We start from the raw sequence: 26,833 nt of genomic DNA, 5'->3' as shown, positions 1-26,833 counted from the left end.
ACGAGCGACGGTGGCGGGATCGATGCAAGGGGCGCCGCGACAGGCCGGGCAGGCGGCGAGACCGCCGACCACCCCTCCTACGCCGGCGCGGGCCATGTCATGAACGGCAAGACGCGCACGGCCGGCGACCCGATCACGGCGTGCGACGAGAGCCTGGACCGCAAGGAGGGCGCATGGACCTGAGCGCCTTTCATTTCCTGCGCCCGTGGTGGCTGCTTGGCGTACCTGTCGCCGCGCTGCTGTGGTGGGCATGGCGGGCCACGCAAGGGCGCATGATGCAGGACGGCCGCATCGCGCCAGCCTTGCTGCCTTATCTGCTGGTCCATACGCCGGGCGGACGGGGGCCGCGTCCCATCGACGTGCTGGCGGCCATCCTGGCTGTGGCCGCCGTGGCCGCCGCGGGACCGGCCTGGGAGCGGGACGAACCGGACTTCCTCGACAACGTCGCGCCGCTTATCGTGGCGGTGGACCTGTCGCCCTCGATGGACGCCAAGGACGTGCCGCCATCGCGCTTGGAGGCGGCCAAGCGGACGGTGCGCGACCTTGCGGCCCGGCGCGCGGGCGCGAAGACCGGGTTGATCGCCTATGCGGGCAGCAGCCACCTGGTGCTGCCGCCGACCGACGACAAGGATCTGCTGGATCTCTTCACGCAGGCGCTGTCCTCGGACCTGATCGCCAGCGCGGGGCACGATGCGGCGGGCACGGTCGCCGTGGCCGCCCAGGTGCTGGCCGCCGAGCGGGCAGGGGGCACCTTGCTGCTGTTGACGGATGGCGCCGATACCGCGCGGATGGCGGCCGTGAAGCAGGCGGCGCAGGCGGTAAAGGACATGCAGGTGCTGGTCATGGCGGTCGGCTTGCGGGGCGCCGGCGGCGCCGCCGGGGGCATCGACGAGGCGGCCCTGCGCGACCTCGCGCGCGCGGCCGGCGCGCCCTTGGGCAGCCTGACCGGCGGCAAGGACGACCTGGACTGGATCACCTTGCACGCACAACAGCATTTCCGGGAAGTGCAGGATGCGTACGCCGGACCGCCGCACTGGAAGGAAGCAGGCTATTGGCTCTGCTGGCCGCTGGCCTTGCTGGCGCTGGCCGCGTTGCGGCGGGGATGGCGCGTGGCGTGGCATGCCTGCCTGCTGGCCGGCATCGTGGTCCTGGCGGCGCCGCAGCCGGCGCGGGCCGGCCCCTTGGCCGATGCATTCTTCACGCCCGACCAGCAAGGCCGCATGGCTTTCGATCGCGGCGACTACGAAACCGCGATGGCGCGCTTCCGCGATCCCTACTGGAAGGGACGCGCGGCCTATCAGGCCGGCAAGTACCAGGCGGCCTTGCAGGCCTTCACGCCCTTGACCACGGCCGAAGGCTATTTCTACGTGGCCAATACCCAGACGCGGCTGCGCCAGTATGACGCCGCGCTGGCGGCCTATGACCAGGCCCTGGCCATCAAGCCGGGATGGGAGCCGGCCGTGGTCAATCGCGGCATCGTGGCGCGCCTGCTGGAATCGATGACGCAGGAAACGCAGGGCGACGAAGGCGAGCCGCCCGACAAGACGATACAGGACAAGACCGCCAAGGCCGGCCAGAGGGTGGCGACGCATGCCGGGCAGGCGCCGTCCGAGGAGATGTGGCTGCGCAACCTGACGCTGTCGCCCGCCCGCTTCCTGCGCGGCAAGTTCGCGGCCCAGGATGCGGCGGCAGGGAGGGCGCCATGACGATGGCCCGTCGCCTGGAATGGCGCCCACGCATGCGCGATGCGGGCAGGCCTGCGCTGCAATACCGCTCGTTGTCGCCGTTCCCGGCCAAGGTCCGGGTCCGGGCCTTCGTTGTGGCGCTGGCCCTGGCCCTGGTCCGCCCGCTGTCGCGGACCCGGCCGCGGTCTGTCATGCTCTTGCTGGCGCTGGCCACCGCATGCTTGGCCATGCCCGCTCCAGCCGCCGCGCAGGACGCGCCGCCATTGCGGGTAGCCGTTCATGCCCCATCGGAAGCCCAGGCGAACGCGACCATCGCGCTGCGGGTCGATGTCCTGACCCCAACCTGGTTCACGCAGCCGCCGCGCCTGCCCGCCTTGGACCTGCCGGGCGTGATGGTCACCGCGCCATCGGGCGAGGGCGAGTTGATACGCGAGGACAAGGATGGCGTGTCCTATGTCGGCGTGCGCTACACCTATCTGCTGATCGCCGCGCAACCCGGTACGTTGCAGCTGCCGGCATTGACCGTCAGCGCCAAGGTTGGACCGGGCGGAAACGAGGTCTCTGCCAGCAGCGCGCCGCTGGCCATCGAGGTGGGCGGCGGCCTTGCTGGCGCGCAAGGCGGGGCAGCGGCGGCACGCGGCGGCGCGGGCGCATCGCAGGGCGCCGTCTCCCGCGCAACAGGCGGCGCGGCCGCCACGCGGATGAGCATCACGCAGGACTATGTCCTGGCGCCGGACCCGCTGGTGACCGGTGGCCGCATCACCCGGACCATCACGCAACGCGCGCAAGGGGTGCAGGCCATGTTGCTCCAGCCCGCGCCCCTGGACGAGATACCGCATTTCAACCGCTATCCGCTGGAGCCGCAGGTCACGACATTGACCGATGGCCGGGGCGGCTTTGTCGGCGGGCAGCGTATCGATCGGGTGGAGTACGTGGCCATGGACGCGGGAACGTTCGACCTGCCGTCCGTGACCCTGCAATGGCGCAATACCGCCGACGGCGCGTTGGAGACGCAAACCATGCCGGGACGGCGCGTGACGGTGGCCGTGGCGCCCCGGGCCGACGTGCCGTTTTCCCTGGCCGATGACCTGTCGCGCCTGCGGCAAAGTGCCCGTTGGGTGGTGCCGCCCTGGGCCGTGACCGCCGTGGCCATCCTGGCGCCGCTCCTGCTGCTGCTGTGGGTGACATGGCCCTGGTGGCGGCGTGGCGCACGCGCGGTGCGCGAGGCCGCTCGTCGGGGCAGGGCGCGCTGGCGGTCCAGCGAGCCCTATTACTGGCGTGCATGGCAGCGCGAATCGCGCGGCGAACCGACGGCTTTGACCGCCTGCTACCGATGGCTGCGCAAATGCACGGGCATGCCGGCCATGCGCATGGCGGTGGCGCCGCTGGGCGCGGGAGAGCAGGCTGCCGCCGGGGCGGCCTTGCGTCAGGCATACGGGCCCCGTTCCGGCGATCGGTCGCACGCGGGCGAAGACCGGAATCGCCTGGCGTCGGAAACGCGGGCGTGGCGTGCGGCCTGGCGCAGGCACCGGGCCCCGCGGCCTGCCCACGCCTTGCCGCGCTCGCTGGCCGAGTGCTCATCCCGGCCTTCGGAACCGGCCGCGCAATGGCTGCCCGCGGTGGCTGGCGAGGCCGGCGGTTCCGCCACGCCCACACCTTCCAAACCCGACCTGGAGAGCACGGCATGACCGATCTTCGTGCATATGCAGCCCCGCGACGCATGCTAGGGCGCTGGACCGCATGGCTCATCCTCTGCGCGGCATCGCTGCTGTCAGCGTGCTCGACATCGAAGCCGCCGTCGCCTGCCGAGGCACAGGGGCAAGCGCAAACCGTCCCCGCCGCGACGCTGGCCTCGTGGAACGACGGACCCTCGCGCCGCGCCATCACCGATTTCGTCCAGGCGGTCACGCAGCCGGGCAGCCCCGACTTCGTTCCGGCGGAGGAGCGTATCGCCGTGTTCGACAACGACGGCACGCTGTGGAGCGAACAGCCCATGTATTTCCAGCTGATGTTCGCGCTGGACCAGGTTCGCACGATGGCGCCCTCGCATCCGGAGTGGAAGACCAAGCCGGCATTCCAGGCCGTGCTGCGCAACGACAGCGCCGCCTTGGCCAAGCTGACCACGCGCGACCTGCTGCAGATCGTCGGCGCCACCCAGACCGGCATGGACAGCGACCAGTACACCAGCCAGGTGCGGCAGTGGCTGGCGACCGCCCGCCATCCGCGCTTCCACGTGCCCTACAACACCATGACCTACGCCCCGATGCGGGAACTGCTCGATTACCTGCGCGCGCATGGCTTCAAGACCTATATCGTCTCGGGCGGCGAGGTCGAGTTCATGCGGGTCTGGGCGCAGCAGGCCTACGGCATTCCGCCGGAGCAGGTCATCGGCAGCAGCTTCGCCGCCAAGTTTGAAATGCACGACGGCAAGCCGCGCCTGATGCGCCTGCCCAAGCTGGGGTTCTACGACGATGGTCCCGGCAAGCCCGTCGCCATCCAGCACGCCATCGGCCGCCGTCCCATCTTCGCGTTCGGCAATTCGGATGGCGACCTGCAGATGTTGCAGTGGACGAGCGCGGGGGCGGGCAGGCGTTTCGCCGGCCTCGTGCATCACACCGACGCGCAGCGTGAATGGGCCTATGACCGCGACTCCAAGATCGGTCGCCTGGACAAGGCCCTGGACGAGGCGCAGCGGCAGGGTTGGACGATAGTCGACATGGAAAAGGAGTGGTCTCGCGTATATGCGTTCTAGCGGTTCTAGGGGTTCTAGCGGTTCCGCCAGTTCTGGCGGCAAGTGTCTTTGATCAGGCGGCCCATCTTGGGCAAGGAGAACGGTGATGAAAGCAAGACGATGGTTGAGGGCGGCATTGATAGCCGCCAGCGGGCTTGCGGTGATGGGGGGCGCGCATGCGCAGGCCCAGTCCACCCAGGCCCAGAATCAGTCGCAGGCATCGGGCAAGAAGCCGAACATCCTCGTGATCTTCGGTGACGACGTCGGGCAAACGAATATCAGCGCCTACTCCTTGGGCGTCGTTGGGTACAAGACGCCCAACATCGACCGCATTGCAAAGGAAGGCGCGATCTTCACGGACTATTACGGTGAAAACAGCTGCACGGCGGGCCGGTCCAGCTTCATCACCGGGCAATCGCCGATGCGCACGGGCTTGTCCAAGGTCGGCGTCCCGGGTGCGACCGTGGGCTTGCAGGACCGCGACATCACCATTGCGCAGGCGTTGAAGGCGCAGGGATATTCCACCGCGCAGTTCGGCAAGAACCACCTGGGCGACCGGGATGAGTACCTGCCGACCAAGCACGGGTTCGACGAGTTCTTCGGCAACCTGTATCACCTCAACGCGGAGGAAGAGCCGGAACGTCCCTTCTTCCCGAAGAACTCCACCGATCCCGTCATCAAGGCCTACATGCCGCGCGGCGTGATACGCGCGACGGCGGACGGCAAGGTCGAGGATACCGGCCCCCTGACCAGCAAGCGCATGGAGACCATCGACGACGAAACCACCAGCGCGGCAATCGACTACATCGACAAGCACGGCAAGGGCGACAAGCCGTTCTTCGTGTGGATGAACACCACGCGCATGCACCTCTTCACGCACGTCAGGCCGGAATACCGAGGCAAGAGCGGGATGGCGGGCAACGAGTACGCGGATGGCATGTGGGAGCATGACCAGGATGTCGGCAAGCTGCTGAAAAAGCTCGACGACATGGGCATCGCGGACAACACGATCGTGATCTACACCACGGACAACGGTCCCAACCAGTTCAGTTGGCCGGATGCCGCCACGACGCCGTTCCGCAGCGAGAAGGACTCCAACTGGGAAGGCGCTTTCCGCGTGCCGGCCATGATACGTTGGCCTGGCCATGTCCCGGCGGGCGAAGTCGTGAACGGCATGGTCTCGGGGATGGACTGGTTCCCGACCTTGCTGGCGGCGGCGGGAGATAACACGGTCAAGGACCGCCTGCTCAAGGGCTGGACGCCTCAGGGCGCCAACCGCAGCTACAAGGTGCATCTGGACGGCTACAACCAGCTGGATTACCTGACCGGCAAGAGCGACAAGAGCGCGCGGGACCAGTTCTTCTACTTCAACGACGACGGCCTGCTGGTCGCGATGCGTTACGAGAACTTCAAGTTCGTATTCTGCGAACAGAAGGCGCCGGGCGGGTTCGCGGTCTGGCAGCAGCCCTTCGTGTGCCTGCGCGTGCCGAAGGTCTTCAACTTGCGGATGGATCCCTACGAGCGTGCGGATGTGGTCTCGGATCAGTACTACGACTGGTTTACCAAGAACGCCTATCTGGCCTTCATCGGCACCGCCAAGGCGGCGGAATTCCTGGAAACCTTCAAGGAGTATCCGCCCAGCCAGCGGCCGGCGACCTTCAGCACCGACCAGGCCCAGGACCAGTTGAACAAGTTCCTGGAGAAGCACTTTGAAGAACAGGCCAAGCAGCAGCCCACGGGGCAGGTCAATCCTCTTGGGAAGTAAATAGCGCCACGCCGGTGGCGGTCGCGGCGGTGACGCCGTTTCCGCCATCGGCACCGATGCATTCCAGGGCAGAACCCATGACGACAGCAGTGCATACGATGCCGATGACTTCCAAGACCGCCAGTGCCTTCCGTTCTTCCAGCGGGTTGGCCGTGGCTGCCGTCTTGCTGGCGCTTTCGGGCGCTGCCGCGTTGATATTCCAGGTGTTGTGGGTCAAGCAGTTGACGTTGATCGTGGGGGTGGAGGTGCATGCCATCGCCGTCGCGGTCAGCGCCTTTTTCCTCGGCCTGGCGGCGGGCAACGCCTTGCTGGGCCGTTACGCGGAACGCGTCGCGCGGCCGCTGCGGTTTTATGCGGGAATCGAGCTGGGCATCGCGATGGTCGCCGTCGCCGTCACCGTCGCGCTGGCCCATGGCGCCGGCCCCTTCGCCGCCCTGGAGCGCCAGGCGTCGCCGCTGGCATGGCTGGCGTTGGCCATGCTCGTCGCGGCGGCGCCGTTCCTGATGGGCGGCACCTTGCCCGTCCTCTTGCGGGCCTGCGGCGCGGGACGCATAGGCCAGGCGGGCGGGACGCTCTATGCCGCCAATACGGCCGGCGCGATTGCCGGCGCGCTGCTTCCGGCTTTCGTGTTGATCCCGGCTTTGGGCGTACAGGGCACCGCTTGGGCGGCGGCCGCCCTGAACCTGCTCGCCGCGATCGGCGGCTGGGCGCTGGACCGGCGCTGGTCGGTCGCGCCGGCGCCGATGGCCCCGATGGCGGCGCCGGCCGATGATGCGCGCGTCACACGCAAGAAGAAGGGCGGTCGCCGCCAGGAGGCGCGGACCATGGCGCCGGAACAGCGCCGGACCTTTGTCGACCCCGGGGCCCGCGCGGCCGTGTGGCTGTATGCCATTGCCGGGGCGGTCGCGATGGGCTACGAGGTGCTCTGGTCGCAGATGGTGGTGCCCTTCATGAGCACGCGGGCCTTCGCTTTCTCGGTGGTGCTGGCGGTCTACCTGGTCGGCCTGGCGTTGGGCGCGGCGCTCTATTCGCGCGGCGAATCGCGCGATCCGTGGCGGCTGTTCGGATTGCTGATCGCCGGCGCGGGCGTCATCGCGCTCCTGGAGATGGCGCTGCTGGGCCGGTGGCTGATCGGCGCCCAGACGATGGCCGAGATGTCGGTCCTGCGGTTGACGGAGAGCGGGCTGGCGGGGATGAGCGCGCGCTTCGCCGTGGCCGCGGCCGCCGTGGTGCTGCTACCGACGATGCTGCTGGGCGCGGCCTTTCCGGCGGTGCTGCGCATCGCCGTGCCGGCCGAACGGCCGGCGCAGGGCGCGGGGTGGGTGCTGGCGGCCAACACGCTGGGCGGCATCGTGGGCACGACGGTAACCGCCTTCGTCCTGTTGCCTTTCCTGGGCACCGTGCGCGGCATGGGGCTGCTGGCCGTGCTGGCGTGCGCGGTGGGCGTCGTCGCGGCCTGGCGCGCGCGCGTGGCGCCGTCCATGACGCGCGCCGCCGCCGTTGCGCTGGCGGGCGTGGCACTGGTGGTGGCGGCCACGCTGCCGTCCGATCATCTGGCGCGCCTGCTGCCGGGCGCACAGGGGGGAAAGCTGGTCTTCTACGAAGAGAATCGCGGCGGCACGGTCGCGGTGGTGGAGCGCGGCGAAGGAGAACGGCGCTTCCGTCGCCTGTATATCCAGGGTGTCTCCAACTCGGGCGATGCCATGCCGTCCCTGCGCTACATGCGCTTGCAGGCGCTGTTGCCGCTGATTGTGCACGCGGGCGAGCCGAAATCCGCCCTGGTGATCGGTTATGGCACGGGCATTACGGCAGGCGCGTTGTCGCGCTATCCGGGCCTGGACAAACGGGTGGTTGCCGAGTTGCTGCCCGCCGTGTTGCACGCCGGACCACGTTTCGCCGGTACGTACGACGCGGCCACCGACCCGGGGCTGGAGCGCCGCCTGCGGGATGGCCGCCGGGAATTGCTGGCGAGCGGGGAACGCTACGACCTGATCACGCTCGAGCCGCCGCCGCCATCGGCCGCTGGCGTCGTGAATCTGTACTCGCAGGATTTCTATCAGCTGGCCGCTGCACGTCTGAACCCCAATGGCATCGTGGCGCAGTGGTTGCCGCTGCCGACACAGAACCTTGACGATACCCGGGCGCTGGTGGCCAGCTTCATCGCCGTCTTCCCGCACGCCACGCTCTGGACCACGGAGTTGCACGAAATGCTCCTGGTCGGCTCGATGCAGCCCATGCCCCTAGATGCGCCTAGCATCACGGCCCGTTTCAAGACGCCTGCAATACGGACCGCGCTGGCTGAAGTCGGCGTCAGTTCGCCCGCCGCGCTGCTGGCCACCTGGGTGACGGACCGGGCCGGGCTGGCGCGTTTCGCGGGCGACACGCCGGCCGTCACGGACGACAGGCCCAGCATCGAATACGCGACGTGGGTGCGGCCGCGCGAATTGACGCGCACCTTGCCGGCGCTCCTGGCCTTGCGTGGCGAACCGCCGCTGGTGGGCGGCGACGCCGGGTTGGCGGGCGGCATCGCGGACGAAAGAGCCGCGCTGGACCTTTTCTACCGCAGTGCGCTGGCGGCTTATGACGGCGACCGCGATGCCTGGCGCAAGGATGCGCCCGCGCTGGCCCGCCGCGCGCGCGACAACCCGTATCTACGTTGGTTCTTCGGTAGCGACTAGGGGCACGGCCATGAACTATCCGCTTGTCCTCGCCGGGCTGGCCTTGGGGTTTTTCGTGCTCCTGCTGGGTGCGATCAGTCTCGGCAAGCGCATGCGCGCCGGGCACGACGAGAAGGGCAGCGCGGGCGGAGCGGTGGTGGAGGGCGCGGTATTCGCCTTGTTGGGCCTGCTGGTCGCCTTCACGTTCTCGGGCGCCGCGCAGCGGATGGCGGAACGCCGAAATTTGCTTGCGCAGGAAGTCAACGACATCGGCACGGCGTGGCTGCGTATCGACCTGATGGCCGCCGACGCGCAACCGCGCCTGCGCGAGCAGTTCCGCGCCTATGTGGATGCACGGATCGACTATTACCGCCATGTCGCCGACCTGGACAGTCGCGACGCCATCGCGGCGCGGGTGTCGGGCCTGCAGACGGAAATATGGCGGACTTCCATGCAAGCGGCCGCCACCAGCGTCCCGCCTTACGCGGTGTCCTACATCGGCGCCGTCAACGATATGTTCGATGTGGCGTCGGCGCAGACGGTCGCGCAGAAGGTCCACCCGCCCATCGCGACGTATGCCTTTCTTGGCCTGCTCGCGCTGGTCTGCGGCGTCCTGGCCGGGATGAACCTGGCGGCCGCGGGACGAGGCGGCGTGCTGCATCAATTCATCTTCGCCGCGGTCATGACGGCCGCCCTGTACATCATTGTCGATTTCGAGTTCCCGCGGATAGGCGTGATACGCATCGACCAGAGCGATGTCCTGCTGGTTGCCCAGCGCCAGTCCATGGTGGATCCGCCGGGTGCGGCCAGATAGGGTCATCGCGACGTGACGCTGCGTGGCACGTCCCAGGCCGCTTTCATGTCCGTCCGGCGCATGCGGTTCCTGTGCGTGGAGGCAATGCCAGTCATGGATACGACGAACGCCGTCGATCGCGCCAAGACGGGAGCGCGCTGGATGGGGCGCCTTTGCGCCGGTGCTTGCGCCTTGCTGGCGTGCGGGGTGGCGGACCCGGTCCTGGCACAACAGGGCCTGCGATTGAGCAAGGATGATATGCAGAAGCGGGCCAATGGCGTGCTGGCGCTGATGTCCTTTTCCATCGTGCCGGACATCACCACCAGTTCCCTGAACATAGGCAGTGGCCGCGGATCGAGCACGGGATCGACGGATTTCTTCATGACGCAGCTGGGCGGTGGCGACACCATATCGAAATCGGTTCCGCTATACCTGGAGGGGGTGGCGGCCTACAGCCGTTATGACCCGACCTTCGTCGCCACCGACGGCGAGAAAACTCGCCGCATCCCGGCCAAATGGAACAGTGCATCCGTGACGGGCGGCGTTGGCTGGGATTTCAAGTTGACCGACGAATTGAAGCTACGTCCCATATTCAATGTGGCGCTGGGCAACGTCACCAGCGACTTGCGGGCGGCCAGCTGGTATGTGGGACGCAAGACAGACCAGGATATCGATTTCCTGGACCGCGGCTCTCTCAATGCCTACGGCCTGGGAGGATCGGTGATGCTGGACTATGAGCACTACCGGCCGGGCTACGAGGTCGATGTCGAACTACGTTATTCCGACATCCGCCTCAAGAGTTTCGACAGCTCGGCGGCGGTGCAGGGGTCGGCGGATGCGAAATCCGTGAACCTGTGGACGCGCTACCGTGCGCCCACCGGAATCACCCTGCTGCAGCGCCCCTTGCGCTATGTGCTCGAACTGACGCATTCCGAGTTCCTGGGCGACCAGCGCGGCATTCTCGGCTTTGATCGGCTGACGTCGCTGGGCGCGGGGCTGGAGCTGGATTCCAGTGCCTACAGCTCCTTCATCACCCGCACCAGGCTGGTCGGCCGTTATGTCTTCGGCGCCAATGTTTCGGGCTTTTCGGTGGGCTTGGCGGTGAGTTTTTGATGTCGGATACATACACGTTGAGAGAAGAAGCACGACGAGATGGATATACACACTGACAAAGCTGATTGCTTGACAAGGACGGAGCCGATGGAATCAGGCAGGAAATCGTTGGAATCCGCCAGGACGCACGTGGCGCTTCAAGCAGGACGGCGCGGCGGCGAGACCGCCCGGGCGCGATTGGCCTTGCTTGCCATCGCGGCTGGCCTGGTCTGCCTGGGCATGGCGTCGGTGGCGCCGCCGGACGCCCAGGCCGCCGATGCGCCGGCACGCAACGCTCCTGCAAAATCGCCGCAAGCGGCTATCGCCGCGTCGCCCAACGGATATCGTTTCCTGCATGGGTATCCCACGCCCGCCGCTTCCGAGCGCGCCTGGCGCGATGGCATGTTCCAACGGGCGGTCGTGGCCTACCGTTTCTGGTATCCGACGGTTTCCATGGAGGGCATCTTCAACGGCAACCGGGACGTCGGCATCGAGGATGACAAGCGCTGGGGCATCGCGGCGACCGGACCGCGCCAGGTCGGCTTCACCTTGAATTCGGATACGCCTTATGGGTCCGCGGTGCTGGACCTCTCGCACGGCCCCATGGTCGTGGATCTGCCCGCCGGGCCATATATCGGCCTGGTCAATGACCACAATCAGCGTTGGGTGCAGGACCTGGGCATGCCGGGACCCGATGGCGGCCATGGCGGCAAGTACCTGATCGTTCCGCCGGACTACAAGGGCACGCCGCCGAAAGGCTATCGCGTGGCGCGTTCATCGTCCGTGAAAAACCTCCTGGCCGTGCGCGCACTGCCGGCCGGCGGCGATATTCCCAAGGCCCTGGATGCGCTGCGCGCCATCAAGATCTACCCGCTGGACAAGGGCGAGAGCGCGGCTCTCTCGCCGCTCGACACCAGCAAGCAGGCGATGGACAGTTCATCCCTGCGCTGGGAGGACAATTTCCAATTCTGGCAAGTGCTCGACCGCATCGTCCAGCAGGAGCCGTTGGTGCCCGACTACCTGCCCATGTACGGCCTGCTGGCGCAGTTGGGCATCGAGAAGGGCAAGCCCTTCCAGCCCGATGCCCGCTTGCGCGAAGTGCTGACGGAGGCCGCGCGCCAGGGCCGTGCGCAAATGCTCGTGGCTGCCTTCGACAGCCAGCGCGATGACCGCAAGAACTGGCCGGACCGCCAGTGGGAATGGGTGGGCCTGGTTCCCGGCAGCGCGCAGTTCGAAACCCCCTATGGGATGGATCTCGAAGCGCGTGATCGCTGGTTCGCCCAGGCCATCGTCACGTCACCCGCGATGTTCCGGCGCGATCCTGGCGCCGGATCCCTGTATTGGCTGGCTGCGCGCGACGCCAGGGGCAATTACCTGGACGGCGGCAGGAACTACACCCTGTCCGTCCCGCAACCCGTCCCAGGCAAATTGTTCTGGTCCGTGACCATCTACGACGCCGCCACCCGTTCGCAAGTGCGAACCGACCAGGACAAGGCAGCGCTGCGATCGCTGTTTGAACTGAAGAACGTCGACACCAGCAAGCCGCTTACGTTGTACTTCGGTCCGACCGCGCCGGCCGGCCAAGCCGATCGGTGGATCAGAACGGCGCCGGGTCGTGGCTGGTTCGCCTATTTCCGCATCTACGGACCGGAGGCCGCGGCGTTCGACAAGACCTGGAAGCCGGGGGATTTCGAACCGGCCGCGGCCGCCAAGGCAGCCCGATAGGGCAGGACCGCGCGGCTGGCGAGGGGGATGCCCACGCATTTCCCCTTCAGCGCAGCGTCTTGTTCCATTGCTCGATCCAGGCGCTTGCCTTTTGTCCTATCTGTTCGTACGGCGCGACCAGGATCTGGCTCGGCGGCGTGATCTGGTCCTTCACCGCCGGCGCGTACTGCGTCTTGGTGTTGGACATGGCATAGCGCATGGCCGAGCCCCAGCAGCCCTGCGCCTCCGGCGAGATGACGGTATTGATGAAGTCATACGCCAGCGGCGAGCCGTTCTTCACCTTCTGGATGAAGCTGGAGCTGATGGGCGAGCCCGGCTGCGGGTTGTAATAGAGAACGTCAGGATTGCCGTCGTCGTGGAAGGCCCAGGCGCGCCCGTCCCAATACATGCCGATGTCGACCTGGCCTGTTTTCATCAGGCTGAGGAATTCATTCACGTCGTTCCAGAACACCAGGTTGCCGGAATCGCGCATGGCCTTGATTTTTTGCAGGGCCGGACCGATGTCGTCGAGATTGTCGTGGGCGTACAGGTGCACGAACAGCCACAGGGTGGTAATGGTGGTCGATGGATAGGAAATGCCGGGCAGGGCGGCGACCCAGTCGCCCCGTATGGTCCCTTCCACGAACTCGTCCCAGGTCTTGGGCGGGTTCTTGATCTTCTTCGCGTTGTAGGCCAGCCCCATCGCGCCGTAGCCGTACAGCGCGCCATGGCCCTTGGTCACGTCCTTGAACTGGGGCGCCACGTCGGCGAGGTTGGGCACCTTGTCCGGCCCGAAGGCGTCCACCAGGCCGCGGCGTATCGCTTCATAACCCGTGTCCGTGGTGTTGGTCACCACGTCGATGGGTGGCGACTTCGGATTGGCGGCAATCTGGTTCAACCACTGGGCTGGCGTGCCCAGCACCACGTCGACCTTCTTGTGCGTGCGTTGCTCGAAGGGTTCGATGACGCACTTGCGGTAGTTCTGCTCCCAGATGCCGCCGAAGGCGGTCACCGTGAGATCGGCGGCCCGCGCCGTTCCGGCGGTAGTGGCGGCCAGGCACAGGGCCAGCGCGGCCGATCGCTGCATGCATCGTATGGAAACCATCGATATTCCCCTTGGGTGCGGCGCGGCGGAATACATCCGGCGCAGACAATATGTTGAAAATACCGACCCGCCATTCACTCAGCTGCGGGCCAGATGTTCACTACATTGTTATGCAGCATACGAACAAAAACGCCTCGCCGTTATTGGTATTTCCCCGAGAGATTGCCCGCTTTCGCAGCGTTTCGCGCTACCGGCCTTAGTGAAAATCCTAAGCCGCCCGGGCTTGATCAAATTTCAATTTATTGTAAATTCCTCGATATCGTTCAATTCAGCGAGTCCGCACGACCATGATGCCCGCACCGGTGGAACTCAAGCAGATCAGCAAACGCTTCGGCCAGGCCCAGGCGCTCAGTCCGTTGGACCTGCATGTGGAGGGCGGGCAGTTGCTGGCCCTGCTCGGTCCGTCGGGCTGCGGGAAGACCACGACCTTGCGCATCCTGGCCGGCTTCGAGACACCGGACACGGGCAGCGTCCACATCGACCAGCGCGACGTCACGGACTTGCCGCCGAACAAGCGCGGCCTGGGCATGGTGTTCCAGAACTACAGCCTTTTCCCGCACATGACGGTGGGCGAGAACATCGCCTTCGGCCTGAAGATGCGGCGCGTCAATCGCAGCGAGCAGGCCAGGCGCGTGCGCGAGATGCTGGACCTGGTGCGCTTGTCCGGGTACGAGGACCGCCACATCCATCAGCTGTCCGGCGGCCAGCAACAGCGCATCGCCCTGGCGCGGGCCCTGATCACCAACCCCTCGGTCCTGCTGCTGGACGAACCGCTGGGCGCCCTGGACAAGAATTTGCGCGAAGGCATGCAGTTCGAGCTGCGGGCGCTGCAGCAGAGGCTGGGGATTACGTCGGTCATGGTCACGCACGACCAGGAAGAGGCGGTGACCATGAGCGATCGGGTCGCCGTCATGGCGCAGGGCCGCATCGTGCAGATCGGCGCGCCGCAGGATGTCTATGCGCGTCCCTTGACGCGCTTCGTGTCCGAATTCCTCGGCACTTCGAATATCTTCGAAGGGGTGCTGGCCAGCGATGACTCGGGACGGCCGGCCGTGCGCCTGGACGACGCCCCGCAGCGCCTGATGCCGGCCGCGCCGGCCGCGGCGCTGCCGGCGCCGGGCGCCCGCGTGCAGGTCGCCGTCCGGCCGGAGCGCATCCGCCTGGCCGCCAACGACGGCGGCGCGCTGTCGGCGCGCGTGCAGGCGGTGATTTTCCGCGGCAGCCACTATGCCTATGAAATGTCGGTGGCCGGCCGCGCGGCCCCCGTCTTCGTCTACCACCAGGACCACAGGCCGGTCGCCGGCGTCGGCGAGCGCGTGGGGCTCGCCTGGGACGAGGCGTCGGCGGTGATCCTCGACGAGGTCGCGGCATGAGCGCGCCAGCATCGGGCCGGGCGCGGCGGCGACCCTATGTCCTGATAGGTCCCTGCTGGGCGGCCCCGGCCCTATTGTTCCTCGCCGCGTTCTTCGTGCTGCCGCTGGGCGGCAACTTCCTGCGCGGCATGGGCGACGCGGGCGCGCAGAACGGCCCCTGGTTCTACTACGCCAAGCTGTTCACGGACGGCTATTACCTGAGCATTCTCGGCGAAACGCTGCGCGTCAGCCTGGTGGTGACGCTGGCATGCCTGGTGCTGGGCTATCCGGTCGCCTATTTCATGGTGCGCCACGCGGGGAAGTGGAATGGACTGATCCTGTTCTGCCTGATCACGCCCTTGCTGACCTCCGTGATCATGCGCACCTTCGGCTGGCAGGTGCTGCTGTCGCGCACGGGACTGCTCAACCAGTGGCTGATGGCGGCAGGCCTCATCGCAAGGCCCGTGGACATGGCGCGCCAGCCCATCGCCGTCTATATCGGCCTGGTCCACGTGCTCATACCGTTCATGGTGCTGTCCATCGCCGCCGTCCTGCGCGGCATCGATGCACGCCTGGAAGAGTCGGCGCGCGTGCTGGGCGCCTCGCGGCTGGGCGCTTTCCTCAGGGTGACGCTGCCCTTGAGCCTCGATGGCGTGGCCACCGGGTGCATACTCGTCTTCGTGCTTACCAACGGCAGCTTTGTCACCATGCTGCTGCTGGGCGGCGGCAGGGTGGTGACCTTGCCCTTGCTGATCTACCAGCAGTTCAACCTTACCCAGGACACGCTGTTCGCCAGCGCCATGGGCAACGTGCTGCTGGTCGCCGCGCTGCTTTGCCTGGTGCTGCAGGTGCGTTTCATCCGTCGCAAGGGGGTCAAGCCGTGAGCTACGCCAAAATCGCCCGCGTGGCGCCAGCCGGGCACAAGGCCGACAGCGCCGCGCCGCCGCGCCGCCGTGCGCCCGCCAACTGGGAAAGGCGCCTGCTGGGCGTCTACGTCGCGCTCTTCGTGCTGTTCATCCTGGGGCCCATCGTGCTGGTGGTCGTGGTGTCGTTCACGTCCGCGTCCTTCATTGCCTTTCCGATCGAGTCGTATTCCGTGCGGTGGTACCAGCGCATCGTCGAGTACCGGCCTTTCCTCGATTCCCTGGTGGTCAGCCTCAAGCTGGCGGCCTCGTCGGCCCTCCTGGGCGCGCTGATCGGCGTGCCGGCCGCGCTGGCGCTGGCGCGCTCGCGCACCCGGTCCGCCGGCATGTTGTCGACGCTGCTGCTGGCGCCGATCTCCATCCCGGCCGTGGTGCTGGGCTTCTCCTTGCTGTACTACCTGTCGGCGCTCATACATGGCGTCTCGTTTTTGTCCCTGCTGATCGCGCACACCGTGCTGGCGATTCCGTACATCACCCGCACCGTCCTGTCCGTGTACCGCTCGATGTCGCCGGACCTGGAGGAGGCCGCGGCCGTCCTGGGGGGCAATCGCTGGCAGGTCCTGCGCCACGTGACCTTGCCGCTGGTCAAGCCGGGCATTTTCGCGGGCGCGGTATTCGCTATATTGACGTCGCTGGACAACCTGCCGATCTCCTTTTTCTTCGGCACCGCCACGACGAATACGCTACCGGTTGTGATGTTGAGCTATATGCAGAACCAGTTCGATCCTTCCATCGCGGCCATCAGCACGGTACAGATGATGATATCGGTGCTGGTGCTGCTGCTCGTCAACCGCTATTACGGCATCGCGAAGCTCAATGCCGCATGATGCCGCCACACGACATCCTGGACGTGCCCACGGACAATAAAACCATGCCACGCAAAACAACATCCCGCGGTACGCCGTCCGCGGCCGCCACGGCTCCGGACAGCAGCGTAGGCCAGCGCCTGCGCCGCATCCGCCGCGATTCCAACCTGTCGTTGAAGACCCTCGCCGAACTGGCCGAGGTCTCGGTCGGCATGATCAGCCAGATCGAGCGCGACCAGGCCAACCCTTCGATACGCATGCTGGAGAAGCTGCGCACGGCGCTGCACGTGCCCTTGTCGGCGCTGCTGGAGGACGATGCGCCGGCGGCCGCGCCACGGCGAAACGCCGCGCCGGAATTCGTGCGGCGCGCGGACCAGCGTCCCAAGTTCCGGGTCGGGCCGCATGGCTTGCTCAAGGAACTGCTGTCGCCGCCGGGCGAGCACGACCTGCAGTTCATGATCATCCTGATTCCACCGCATTCGCGGTCGGAAGAGGTCTTGCTGGGGCGGGGCGAGAAGGCGGGCATGGTGCTGGAGGGCACGATCTCGCTGGTGCTGGCGGACCAGGAAGCCATACTCAACGAGGGCGACAGCTTCCAGTTCTCCAGCGCGGTGCCGCACGGCGTGTCCAACCCCACGGGCAAGGACGCGCGCCTGCTGTGGATCATGAACACGGAGCGCCCGGTCATACATTTGTGACTGCCCGTGCGGGAGATGCGGCAGACGCCGTGGGCCGGCCGTTGTGGCCACCGCGTTGGCACCGCGTTGGCCACCCCGCTGGCCACCCCATTGTCCACCCGTGTTCAGGCCGCCGCCTCGAAGTCGATCAGCACGCTTTTGTAGCGCAAGGCCGCCTCGAAGGCCTGGCGGCCCAGGTCCTTGCCTATTCCCGACCCCTTGTAGCCCCCGGTGGGGATGATCATGTCGCCGCTGCGCCCGTAGCGATTGATCCAGATGGTGCCGGCCTCGATGCGGCGCGCCGCGCGCAAGGCCTGGCCGATGTCGCGCGTATAGACGCCGGCGGCCAGGCCATAGGTGGCGTGATCGGCCAGCAGCAGGCCTTCCTCTTCTTCGTCGAAGCGCTGTACGGTCAGCACCGGTCCGAAGACTTCCTCGCGCAGGACCGCCAGGTCGGGCGTGACATCGTCCAGCACCGTGGGCTGGTAGAAGCAGGGGGCGTCGTCGAAGAAGCCGCCGCCCGTCAGCACGCTGGCGCCCGCGTCGACGGCGGCGCGCACCAGTTGGTCGATGCGTTGCGCCTGGGATTGGCTGATGATGGGCGCATAGGCGCTGCACGACGCCCACGTGGGGCCGGGACGCAGGCGGCGCACCTGGGCGACGATGGCCTCGCACAGCGGCTCGGCCAGGCTGCGATGCACGATCAGCCGGCTGCCGGCCACGCAGGCCTGTCCGGCGTTGGCGGTGAAGCCGCGCGCGATGCAGCGGGCCACGTGGTCGAGGTCGGCAATGTCCGCGAACACCAGCTGCGGGCTCTTGCCGCCCAGCTCCAGCGTGACGGGACGGGTCCCGTGGCGGCCGGTCTCGCTCATGATCTGGCCGCCGGTGCGCGTCGATCCGGTGAAGGAAATCTTGCCGATGCCGGGGTGGCGCACCAGGGCCGCGCCCGTGACGTGGCCGCGGCCATTGACCACATTGAAAATGCCCGGCGGCACACCCGCCTCAATCGCCAGCTGCGCCAGGCGCAGCGTGGAGTAGGGCGTCAGCTCGGACGGCTTGAGCACGACCGCATTGCCCGCGGCCAGGGCTGGCCCGCACTTCCACGACGCCATGGACAGCGGGAAATTCCAGGGCGCGATCGCGCCTATCACGCCATAGGGTTCGGCCATGACCAGGCCCAGGCTGTCGCGGCGCGTCGCGGCGACATCGCCGCCGGATTTGTCGGCCAGCTCGGCGAAGAAACGGATGGCTTCCGCCGTGAAGGGCACGTCGCCGGGAACGGCCTCGCCCACGGGGCGGGTGGATGCGACGGCTTCCAGCTGGCCCAGGGCCACGGCGTCGCGGTCTATGAGGTCGGCCCAGCGCCGCAGCACGCGGGCGCGTTCGCGCGGCGGACACGTGCCCCAGCCGCTGGCGAGCCAGGCCTGCCGGGCATCGTCGACGGCGCGGTGCACCAGGCCCTCATCGGCCTCGCGCAGGTCGCCGAGCGGACCGCCGTCGCAAGGGCGCAGCACCGGCAGCACCTCCTCGCCGGCATCGACCAGCTGGCCACCGATGAACTGGCTTCGGGGCAGCGTTAGCGTGGCGGGATCGAAGTCCAGCGAGGGCGTGGTGGGACCGCTCATGGGCGAACCTCCGTCTTGGCGCCGCCGGCCAGCGCCAGCGTGCCGTACTTGCGCGCGAGGTCCGCGAAGATGCCCGCCATCTGGGCCTGCGGCGTCGAGCCCGCGTGCTGGCCTGCGGCCACGGCATCGAATACCTTGCGCTTCAGGTAGTGGCGCCAGGCGATCGGCGCGCTTTCCAGGAAAGCGGTGAGCGCGGCGTAGCGGTCGACGGTCCAGACCTCCTCGAAGGCCTGTCGCGCGGGCCCGTGGTCGAAGTGGCCGGTTGCGGGTGTCCGGTCCTGCAGCTTATCCTTCAGCTCCTGCCGCAAGGCCTGCGTGGCCGCCTCGTCCACGCCGTCGCCGGCCAGTACCACGCCGTAGGTGTCCCGGGCCGCCTCCGGCGACACCAGGCCTGCGCGTACATCCTGCCGCACCCGCTGGGGCGTGCGTTCGAGCGGGCTGCCGTAGCCGCCGGCGCCGGGGCCGATGACGCGGATGACGTCGCCCGGGTCGCAGGCCACCACGTCCTTGTTGCCGAGCTCGATGCTCTCCGGCGTATCGGGGTTCTTGGTGAAGCGCGACGTCATGCCCGCCTGGCCGCCCAGCACCCCCCAGGAGGCAAAGCGCGAGCGGTTGCGGTTGCGCGCGGTCACCACGGTATTGGGCGAGGAAACGCGGAATTCCATGACGGTCGACATGCCGCCGCGCAGGCGCCCGGCGCCGGCCGAGTCGGGCCACAGGCCGTAGCGCAGGAAATGAATGGGCACTTCCGCCTCGGTGATTTCGATGGGCGTGTTCTTCAGGAAGGCCGACGCACCGCCGCAGCCTTCCGGGCCGTCGCTCACGGGCGTCGCGCCGCCGCCGCCGCCCACCGGTCCGATGGAGGCCATGACCGTGCGGTCCTCGTGATCCTGGGTCTTGACGTTCATGATGGCATTGCCGCCTGGCGCGGTGACCGGCATGCGGTCGGGCAGGGCCAGCGAGAAGGCGCCGAAGGTGACCACCTGCGTGATCATGCAGGTGAGGGACCGCATGCCCACCGCCGCCGGCGCCACGCAGTTGACCACCGAGCCGCGCGGCAGCAGGGCACGCGCCACGCGCAGCGTGCCCGCGTTCAGCCACAGCGTGGGATCCAGGGTTACCAGCACATAGGTCAACCCCACCAGCGCCAGCGGATGCCGCTCATGGCCGCCGGTGGGCATGTTCAGGGACGAAGCCAGCTGCGGGTCGCTGCCGCTGTAGTCCAGTTCCACCTCGTCCCCGCGCACGCGCAGCGTCAGCGCGACACGGCAGGGGTGGCCGCCGTCCCCGTCCTCGTCGGCATAGTCGGCGAAGAAATATTCGCCGTCGGGAATCGCGCGTATGATCTTGCGCGCCTGGTTCTCCGCGTAGTCCAGGATGGCAAGCGCGCCTTCCTTGAAGCCGTCGTAGCCGAAGCGGTCGATGATTTCCCGGATCTTGCGTTCGCCGATGTTGACCGAGGCGATCTGCGCATTGAAGTCGCCCCAGTTCTGGTCGGGCGCGCGCACGTTGAGCCGCATGATGGCGGCCACTTCCTCGTTGAGCTTGCCCGCGCGGATGATTTTCAGGGGCGGCACGCGTATGCCTTCCTGCACGATCTCGGTCAAGGACCGCGACAGCGACGCGGGCACCGCGCCGCCGACGTCCGTGTTGTGGATGTGGCCCACCACGAAGCAGGCCAGCCGGCCTTCGTGGAAGACGGGTTTCCAGATGTGCAGGTCGGGCGAGTGGGTCGCCACGTGTCCGCTGTAGGAATCGTTGGTGATGCAGATGTCGCCTTCTTCGTAGTGATCGATCATACGAAGCACCGGCCCGTAGTCGATGCCGCTATACCAGGGCGCGCCGTAGCTGCGCGGATTCGCGAAGCACAGCCCGGTGTCGGTGACGATCGCGCAGGAGAAGTCCTCGGTCTCCTTGACGAAGGTGGAGTGGGCGGTGCGCATCAGTGTGTAGGCCATGGCGTCGGCGGCCGCCGAACAATAGTTGGCCAGTACCTGGAGATTGCGGCGATCGATAGCCATGTCTCGGTTCCTAGGGCGGGAAGTAGGGGGCAGACGGACGGCGTCACGCGGCCGGGCGCGGCACGGAGATCACCAGGTTGCCGTAGCCGTCGACCTCGACGCGCATGTCCGGCAATACGCAGGTGGTGCAATCGGCCTGGGCGATGATCGCCGGGCCGTCGAAGCGATGGCCGGCACGCAGGTCCTCGCGCTGGTAGACGCGCACGTCGCGCAAGGCCCCGTCCACATGCACCGGCACGGTCGCGCGCGGCGTCGCGGGGTCCACGGCGGGGGGCAGGCGCAGCAGCTCCGGCTTGGGGGTGGCGCCGGCGATGACCAGCCGCAGGTTGATCACCTGTACATCGGTGGCGGGATCGCTGTGGCCGAACAGGCGTGCGTGCTGTTCGTGGTAGGCCTGCGCGATGCGGTCCAGGTCGCCGTCACGAACCCAGTCCGCATCGATGGGCGTGTCGATTTCGTAGGACTGGCCGCGGTAGCGCAGGTCCGCGGAGCAGGCCAGCCGGCTGGAGCCGGTGAAGCCCTGGTCTTCGCGCAGCCACGTTTCGGCCTTGTGCCGCAGGTCGTCCAGGGCCGTGCGCAGGGCGGGCAGGCACACGGCGTTCAGGTCCTGGTAGATCGTGGCGATGAAGTCGTTCTTGAGGTCCGCGATCAGCCCGCCCAGCGCGCTGAGCACGCCGGGCGTGGGCGGCACGATGACGCCCTGGATATTGAGTTCGCGTGCCAGGAAGCAGGCCATCATCGGACCCGCGCCGCCGAAGGCAAGGAAATGGAACTCGCGCGGGTCGATGCCGAAACGCGATACCAGGCCGCTGGTGTCGGCGTACATGCCGGATACGGCGATGCGGATGATGTCCTCCGCGGTCTCTTCCACCGTGGTGCCGAATTGCCCGGCAAGAGGAGCCAGCGCGGCGCGCGCCTTCTCCACGTCGACCTGGACCGCGTTGTAGCCCAGGTCGCCATGGCCGATCCAGCCGCAGGCGGCGAAGGCATCGGTCACCGCCGGGCGCGTGCCGCCCTTGCCGAAGCAGGCGGGGCCGGGGCTGGAACCGGCGCTCTCCGGTCCGACCTTCAGGATGCCCAGGTCGTCGACCCACGCGATGGACCCGCCGCCCTGGCCGATCGACGTCACGGAAATCGACGGGATATGGATCTGGAATTCGCCGATCACCTCGCCGCTGCCGTATTCGGCCTTGCCGTCGACGATCACGGCGACGTCGGCGCTGGTGCCGCCGATATCCAGGCTGAGGATGCGCGGCAGGCCCATGGCGTGGGCCAGGAAGCCGGCCCCGATGACGCCGGACGCGGTGCCGGACAGGATCATCTGCACGCATTCGGACTTGGCCTGCGCCAGTCCCATGATGCCGCCGTTGGACTTGGTGATATGCGGCGCGGCGGGCACCCCCAGGTTGGCCAGCGCCTGTTCGAAGGCATCCAGGTAGTAGGCGACCTTGGGTTGCACGTAGCCGCTGATGCAGGCGGTGATGGTGCGTTCGTATTCGCGGATGATGGGCCAGATCTCGCTGGAGGTGCAGACCGGCAGGTCCGGCGCCCACTGCGCGATCAGCGCCCGGGCGGCATTCTCGTTGGCGGGATTCCGATAGGCGTGCAGGAAGGACAGGACGACGCCGTCGCAACCGTCGGCCAGCGCCGCGTCCAGGGCGCGCCGCAGGCTGGCCGGATCGACCTCCCGCAGGACGGCGCCGCGCGCATCGACGCGCTCGTCGATGCCGTGCACCCGTTCGCGTGGTACCAGTGGCGCCGGCCGGCGCGCATACAGATTGTGGAAGTTGGGCATTTTCAGGCGGGCGAGTTCCAGCACGTCCTCGAAATTGCGCGTGGTGAACAGTGCCAGCCGGGCGCCCGAGCGCTGGATCACCGTGTTTACGCCCACCGTCGTTCCGTGCGTGAAGTAGCTGACCTGGTCCGGCGCGATGCCGTCGCGTTCGGCCAGTATGCCCAGTCCCTTGACGACTTCGGCGCCGGGCTGGTCGGGCCGCGACAGGACTTTCAGTGTGCGGATGGTGTTGTCCGCCACGTTCAGGACCGCGAAGTCCGTGAACGAGCCCCCGATGTCGACTCCAACGCGATAAGTCATGACGTTCCCGGCGATGTTCTGGTTGAAAAAGTGCCAGAAAAGTATTCATGATATTGAAATTGTCGTCAATGAAATGGCGCTTGCATCCGTATAAGGGTGTTCCCTAGCTGAAATTTCCCCGATAAAAATCCAATATATTGAAAATGTTGGCGGCGACGTATCCTCTGGCTGGCTGGGATACCCGCCGCCCCTGGCGCTTTCGACACCTGGAGTTGAACCGTGACGCCGCGTTTCCATCGATTGGCCGAGACCGACCGGCCGCCGTTGACGTTTTTCATCGACGGGCGCGCCGCCCGCGCGCTGGAGGGCGATACCTTGCTCGTGGCCATGTTGTGCAACGACGACGCCGTGCGCCGTTCGGAATTCGGGCCGGAGCGGCGCGCGGGCTTTTGCCTGATGGGCAGCTGCCAGGATTGCGGCGTATGGCTGGCGGATGGCACGCGGCTGCGCGCCTGCGGCACGGCCGTCACGGAGGGGCTGGCGGTCTTGACCGCCATGCCGGCATTGCTATGACCCCCCGCGTGGTGGTGGTCGGCGCCGGACCCGCCGGCGTGCGTTGCGCGGAGGTGCTGGTGCGTGCCGGTTTGCGGCCGGTGCTGGTCGACGAAGGCAGCCGCGATGGCGGCCAGATCTATCGCCGCCAGCCGGAAGGATTCAAGCGCGGCTATGACACGCTTTATGGCAGCGAGGCGGCGCGCGCTCGCGCGCTGCACGAAACCTTCGACCGCCTGCGGCCGCATATCGATTATCACGACCAGACCCTGGCCTGGAACGCGGCGGACCAGGCGCTGCATCTGGTCCGCGATGGCCGTGCCTGGTCCGTGCCGTATGACGCCATCGTGGTGTGCGCGGGCGCCACGGACCGCCTGATGCCGGTCGCGGGCTGGCAGCGGGCGGGCTGCTACAGCCTGGGCGGCGCGCAGATCGCATTGAAGTCCCAGGCGTGCGCGATAGGCAGCCGGGTGGTTTTCATGGGCACGGGGCCTTTGCTTTACCTGGTGGCGGCGCAATATTCGAAGGCCGGCGCGCGGGTGGCGGCGGTCCTGGACACGGCGCCGCGCGGCGCGCGTTTCGCGGCCTTGCCGCAACTGCTGGCGCGCCCCGGCGTCCTGCGCAAGGGCATGGCGCTGGTGGCGTCGCTGCGGCGCGCGGGCGTGGCCTTGCGCAGTGGCATAACGCCGATGGCCGTGGACGGCGACGATGCCGCGGGTGTCCGCGCCGTGCGCTATCGCGACGATGCGGGCAGGGAGCAGGCCGTGGATTGCGATGCGGTCGCGATGGGCTATCACCTGCGGGCGGAGACGCAGTTGGCGGACCTGTTGCGCTGCGAGTTCCGCCATGACGCCGTCGCGCGGCAATGGCTGCCGGCCATCGACGCCTGGGGCCGGGCATCGGTGCAAGGCGTCTACCTGGCCGGCGATGGCGCGCGGCTGCAAGGCGCCGACGGCGCGGAGGCGTCGGGCGCGCTGGCCGGCCTGGCGGTGTTGCAGGATGCGGGCCTGCCGGTGCCGGCCGGCGCAGCGTCCGCATCCGCCTTGCTGCGCGAACTGGCGCGCATGGAGCGCTTCCGCCGCGGCATCGCGCGCGCCTTTCCCTGGCCGGCGGCGCAGGCGGCCGCGCTGGACGATACCGTGATGGCCTGTCGTTGCGAAGGCATCACGGTCGGCGAATTGCGCCGCGTGGTGCGGGAAGAGGGGGCTTGCGAAGTCAATCGAAGCAAGGCCTTCAGCCGCGTCGGCATGGGACGGTGCCAAGGCCGCTACTGCGGCCTGGCCGGCGCGGAGATCGTGGCGGCAAGCTCTGGCGTCGACGTTGCGCTCGTGGGCCGGCTGCGCACCCAGGCGCCCGTGAAACCCCTGCCCGCCACCACCAGCAAAGTGACCGCATGAACAAGTTCGAGTCGGAAGTCCTTATCGTGGGTGGCGGCCTGATGGGGTGCGCCACGGCGTTTTTCCTGCGCCAGCGCGGCTTGCCGGTGACCGTGCTGGAGCGTGGCCTGGTGGGCCAGCAAGCCAGCGGCACCAATTTCGGCAATGTGCGGCGGCAGGGGCGCTTCCTGCCGCAGCTGCCGCTGGCCAATCGCTCGCGCGAGATATGGGGGCGCTTGCCGGAATTGATCGGGCACGACGTCGAGTTCCTGCCCACGGGGCATATCCGCGTCTGCTACAGCGACGCTCAGGCCGACAAGCTGGAGCAGTACGCGCGCGACGCCCGCCCGTATGGCCTGGAGCTGGAGATGCTGCGCGGCGACGCCATGCGTTGGCGCTTTCCCTATCTGGGGCCCGAAGTGCGGGCCGTCTCCCATGCCCCGCACGATGGCCACGCCAATCCCAGGCTGTCCGCGCCCGCGTTCGCGCGCGCGGCGCAGCGTGCCGGCGCCGTCATCGTCGAGAATGTCGACATCGCGCGCGTGGAAAAGGAGGCGGGCGGATACACGGCGACCAGCGCCGATGGACGGGTCTATCGCGCCCCCGTGCTGCTGATCACGGCGGGCGCCTGGGGCGGCGCGCTGTCGGCCCAGTTCGGCGAACCCGTGCCGATCGCGGTGCACGGGCCGCAGATGGCGGTGACCGAGCCGATTCCATACTGCCTGGTGCCTGTCGTCGGCGCTTCCTCCGACAGCATCGAGGAGATTTTCTATTTCCGCCAGGTCAAGCGCGGCAACATCGTGATGGGCGGCTGCGCGCGCGGGCCCGCGTATCCGGACCTGCGCCGCGCCTATGTGCTGCCGGATAGTCCGTTGAAGCAGTTCGTCCAGCTGCGGCGCATCGTTCCCGCCTTGAGCCGCTTGAGCATCATCCGCGTATGGAGCGGCATCGAAGGCTATATGCCGGACGACGTTCCCATCATGGGGCCCAGCGCGGTGGCGGACGGACTGTTCTACGCCTTTGGTTTTTGCGGGCATGGCTTCCAGCTCGGGCCCGGCGTGGGCGCGACGATGGCCGAATTGATCGCCACCGGCCGGCCCGGGGTGCCCATCGATCCTTTCCTGATCAGCCGCTTTGCCGGGCAGGGGGCCGCTACGGCTGCGTGATGCGCGCAGCGTGCGCGGCACGTTGGCGGGGCCGAGGGCCGCGGGTCCTGGATAGGCGCCCGCCGCGAAAATTTGCGTCCGAATTTTATGTATGCAAAAATATACAAAAATACGGACGAGACCTCCATGCCCATCGCCAAGGCGAATTCGCAGTCGCACGCCGCCTACAACGAGATCAAGCGCCGCATCCTGGCCGGCCTGTTCGGCCCGGATCACCGGCTGCGCGAGATCGAGGTCGCCAACCTGCTCGACATGGGGCGTACCCCGGTGCGCGAGGCGCTCAAGCGCATCCAGGACGAAGGCCTGATCACGCATGAGCCCGGGCGCGGCCTGGTGGTCACGTCGATGGACCCGCAGGAAGTCGGCGAGTTGTATGCCATGCGCCAGGTGCTGGAGGGCGCCGCGGCCGAACTCGCCGCACGCCATGCGTCCGACGCGGACATCGCCAACATGCAGGCCATCCTGGACGATGGCGACGGGGGCGATCCCGTGGCGCAGAACCTGCGCTTTCACCAAGCCGTGTACGGCGCGGCGCACAACCGCTATCTGATCCGGTCCTTGCAGTCGCTCACGGAAACCACATACCTGCTGGGACGCAGCACGCTGAGCACGCCCGCGCGCGCCGCCCGGTCGAACACGGAGCACGACGCCATCGTCGCGGCCATCCGCGCGCGCGATCCCCGCGCGGCGCAAGAGGCCGCCCAACACCATATTCATCAGGCCCTGCTGGAACGTTTGAAGATGCTGCGCCAGGGATGAGCGCGGCGT

Annotated in this window: 20 protein-coding genes; 16 read left to right on the top strand and 4 right to left on the bottom strand. The window is 67.6% G+C overall.

All coding sequences use genetic code 11. The features are described from left to right. The first annotated feature begins 173 nt into the window (after positions 1-173). The 8 genes from C7R54_RS01085 to C7R54_RS01050 all read left to right on the top strand — a co-directional run bounded on the left by C7R54_RS01085 (position 174) and on the right by C7R54_RS01050 (position 12,448). The gene (locus C7R54_RS01085) at positions 174-1,706 is read left to right on the top strand and encodes a VWA domain-containing protein (RefSeq protein WP_129148346.1); all 1,533 of its coding nucleotides are present in this window, start codon (positions 174-176) and stop codon (positions 1,704-1,706) included. After that, positions 1,703-3,373 carry a BatD family protein gene (locus C7R54_RS01080; protein WP_240039338.1) on the top strand — a complete coding sequence of 557 codons (1,671 nt, stop codon included), beginning with the start codon at positions 1,703-1,705 and terminating at the stop codon, positions 3,371-3,373. The genes C7R54_RS01085 and C7R54_RS01080 overlap by 4 nt, the downstream gene beginning before the upstream one ends. Next, positions 3,370-4,437 (top strand): HAD family hydrolase, encoded by a 1,068-nt coding sequence (locus tag C7R54_RS01075; RefSeq protein WP_240039337.1) that lies wholly within the window; start codon positions 3,370-3,372, stop codon positions 4,435-4,437. Before C7R54_RS01080 ends, C7R54_RS01075 begins: the two co-directional genes overlap by 4 nt. Positions 4,438-4,522: 85 nt before the next feature. Further along, entirely contained in the window at positions 4,523-6,181 is a 1,659-nt protein-coding gene (locus C7R54_RS01070; RefSeq protein ID WP_129148345.1) for an arylsulfatase, read from the top strand. Positions 6,182-6,285: 104 nt separating this feature from the next. Next, entirely contained in the window at positions 6,286-8,859 is a 2,574-nt protein-coding gene (locus C7R54_RS01065; protein ID WP_192903567.1) for a spermidine synthase family protein, read from the top strand. A gap of 10 nt (positions 8,860-8,869) precedes the next feature. Continuing rightward, the gene (locus tag C7R54_RS01060; RefSeq protein ID WP_129148344.1) at positions 8,870-9,652 is read left to right on the top strand and encodes a bestrophin-like domain; all 783 of its coding nucleotides are present in this window, start codon (positions 8,870-8,872) and stop codon (positions 9,650-9,652) included. A gap of 141 nt (positions 9,653-9,793) precedes the next feature. Beyond that, positions 9,794-10,744, top strand: coding sequence for a hypothetical protein (locus C7R54_RS01055; protein WP_129149384.1), 951 nt, complete (start codon positions 9,794-9,796; stop codon positions 10,742-10,744). A gap of 108 nt (positions 10,745-10,852) precedes the next feature. Beyond that, a complete protein-coding gene (locus C7R54_RS01050) occupies positions 10,853-12,448 on the top strand; it encodes a DUF1254 domain-containing protein (RefSeq protein ID WP_240039336.1) in 1,596 nt (531 codons plus the stop codon). Between the two features lie 46 nt (positions 12,449-12,494). On the opposite strand, the gene C7R54_RS01045 is transcribed toward C7R54_RS01050, so the two are convergent. Further along, complete coding sequence (locus C7R54_RS01045) at positions 12,495-13,532, bottom strand: extracellular solute-binding protein (RefSeq protein ID WP_158021119.1); 1,038 nt, start codon at positions 13,530-13,532, stop codon at positions 12,495-12,497. A gap of 287 nt (positions 13,533-13,819) precedes the next feature. Here C7R54_RS01045 and C7R54_RS01040 point away from each other — a divergent pair, with 287 nt between their 5' ends. The 4 genes from C7R54_RS01040 to C7R54_RS01025 are packed head-to-tail and all read left to right on the top strand — an operon-like array spanning position 13,820 to position 17,311. Then, positions 13,820-14,905: an ABC transporter ATP-binding protein gene (locus C7R54_RS01040; protein ID WP_129148342.1), complete on the top strand. Its 1,086-nt coding sequence runs from the start codon at positions 13,820-13,822 to the stop codon at positions 14,903-14,905. Next, complete coding sequence (locus C7R54_RS01035; RefSeq protein WP_129148341.1) at positions 14,902-15,768, top strand: ABC transporter permease; 867 nt, start codon at positions 14,902-14,904, stop codon at positions 15,766-15,768. The genes C7R54_RS01040 and C7R54_RS01035 overlap by 4 nt, the downstream gene beginning before the upstream one ends. Further along, complete coding sequence (locus C7R54_RS01030; RefSeq protein ID WP_204524275.1) at positions 15,765-16,634, top strand: ABC transporter permease; 870 nt, start codon at positions 15,765-15,767, stop codon at positions 16,632-16,634. Before C7R54_RS01035 ends, C7R54_RS01030 begins: the two co-directional genes overlap by 4 nt. A gap of 44 nt (positions 16,635-16,678) precedes the next feature. After that, entirely contained in the window at positions 16,679-17,311 is a 633-nt protein-coding gene (locus tag C7R54_RS01025) for a helix-turn-helix domain-containing protein (protein ID WP_129148340.1), read from the top strand. A 104-nt stretch (positions 17,312-17,415) separates the two neighbouring features. Here the strand turns inward: C7R54_RS01025 and C7R54_RS01020 are convergent, their stop codons facing one another. Genes C7R54_RS01020 through C7R54_RS01010 form a run of 3 tightly spaced genes read right to left on the bottom strand, consistent with a single transcriptional unit; the run spans position 17,416 to position 23,031 of the window. Further along, positions 17,416-18,915, bottom strand: coding sequence for an aldehyde dehydrogenase family protein (locus C7R54_RS01020; protein ID WP_129148339.1), 1,500 nt, complete (start codon positions 18,913-18,915; stop codon positions 17,416-17,418). After that, on the bottom strand, positions 18,912-20,936 hold the full coding sequence (locus C7R54_RS01015; protein ID WP_129148338.1) for a hydantoinase B/oxoprolinase family protein: 2,025 nt from the start codon (positions 20,934-20,936) through the stop codon (positions 18,912-18,914). Before C7R54_RS01015 ends, C7R54_RS01020 begins: the two co-directional genes overlap by 4 nt. 43 nt (positions 20,937-20,979) lie before the next feature. Then, positions 20,980-23,031 carry a hydantoinase/oxoprolinase family protein gene (locus tag C7R54_RS01010; RefSeq protein WP_129148337.1) on the bottom strand — a complete coding sequence of 684 codons (2,052 nt, stop codon included), beginning with the start codon at positions 23,029-23,031 and terminating at the stop codon, positions 20,980-20,982. 219 nt (positions 23,032-23,250) lie between these two features. Here C7R54_RS01010 and C7R54_RS01005 point away from each other — a divergent pair, with 219 nt between their 5' ends. The 4 genes from C7R54_RS01005 (at position 23,251) to C7R54_RS00990 (ending at position 26,824) form a co-directional block, all read left to right on the top strand. Further along, complete coding sequence (locus tag C7R54_RS01005; protein WP_129148336.1) at positions 23,251-23,544, top strand: (2Fe-2S)-binding protein; 294 nt, start codon at positions 23,251-23,253, stop codon at positions 23,542-23,544. Further along, positions 23,541-24,920: an FAD/NAD(P)-dependent oxidoreductase gene (locus C7R54_RS01000; protein ID WP_129148335.1), complete on the top strand. Its 1,380-nt coding sequence runs from the start codon at positions 23,541-23,543 to the stop codon at positions 24,918-24,920. Before C7R54_RS01005 ends, C7R54_RS01000 begins: the two co-directional genes overlap by 4 nt. Further along, a complete protein-coding gene (locus C7R54_RS00995; RefSeq protein WP_129148334.1) occupies positions 24,917-26,065 on the top strand; it encodes an NAD(P)/FAD-dependent oxidoreductase in 1,149 nt (382 codons plus the stop codon). Before C7R54_RS01000 ends, C7R54_RS00995 begins: the two co-directional genes overlap by 4 nt. A 126-nt stretch (positions 26,066-26,191) precedes the next feature. Further along, entirely contained in the window at positions 26,192-26,824 is a 633-nt protein-coding gene (locus C7R54_RS00990; RefSeq protein WP_129148333.1) for a GntR family transcriptional regulator, read from the top strand. Positions 26,825-26,833 lie beyond the last annotated feature (9 nt).

It is taken from the genome of Achromobacter aloeverae (assembly GCF_004121055.1).
In the GTDB taxonomy this organism is placed as follows: Bacteria; Pseudomonadota; Gammaproteobacteria; order Burkholderiales; family Burkholderiaceae_B; genus Bordetella_C; species Bordetella_C aloeverae.
Note: the sequence above shows the minus strand (reverse complement) of the source record. Positions and strands in the feature narration are given on the sequence as shown.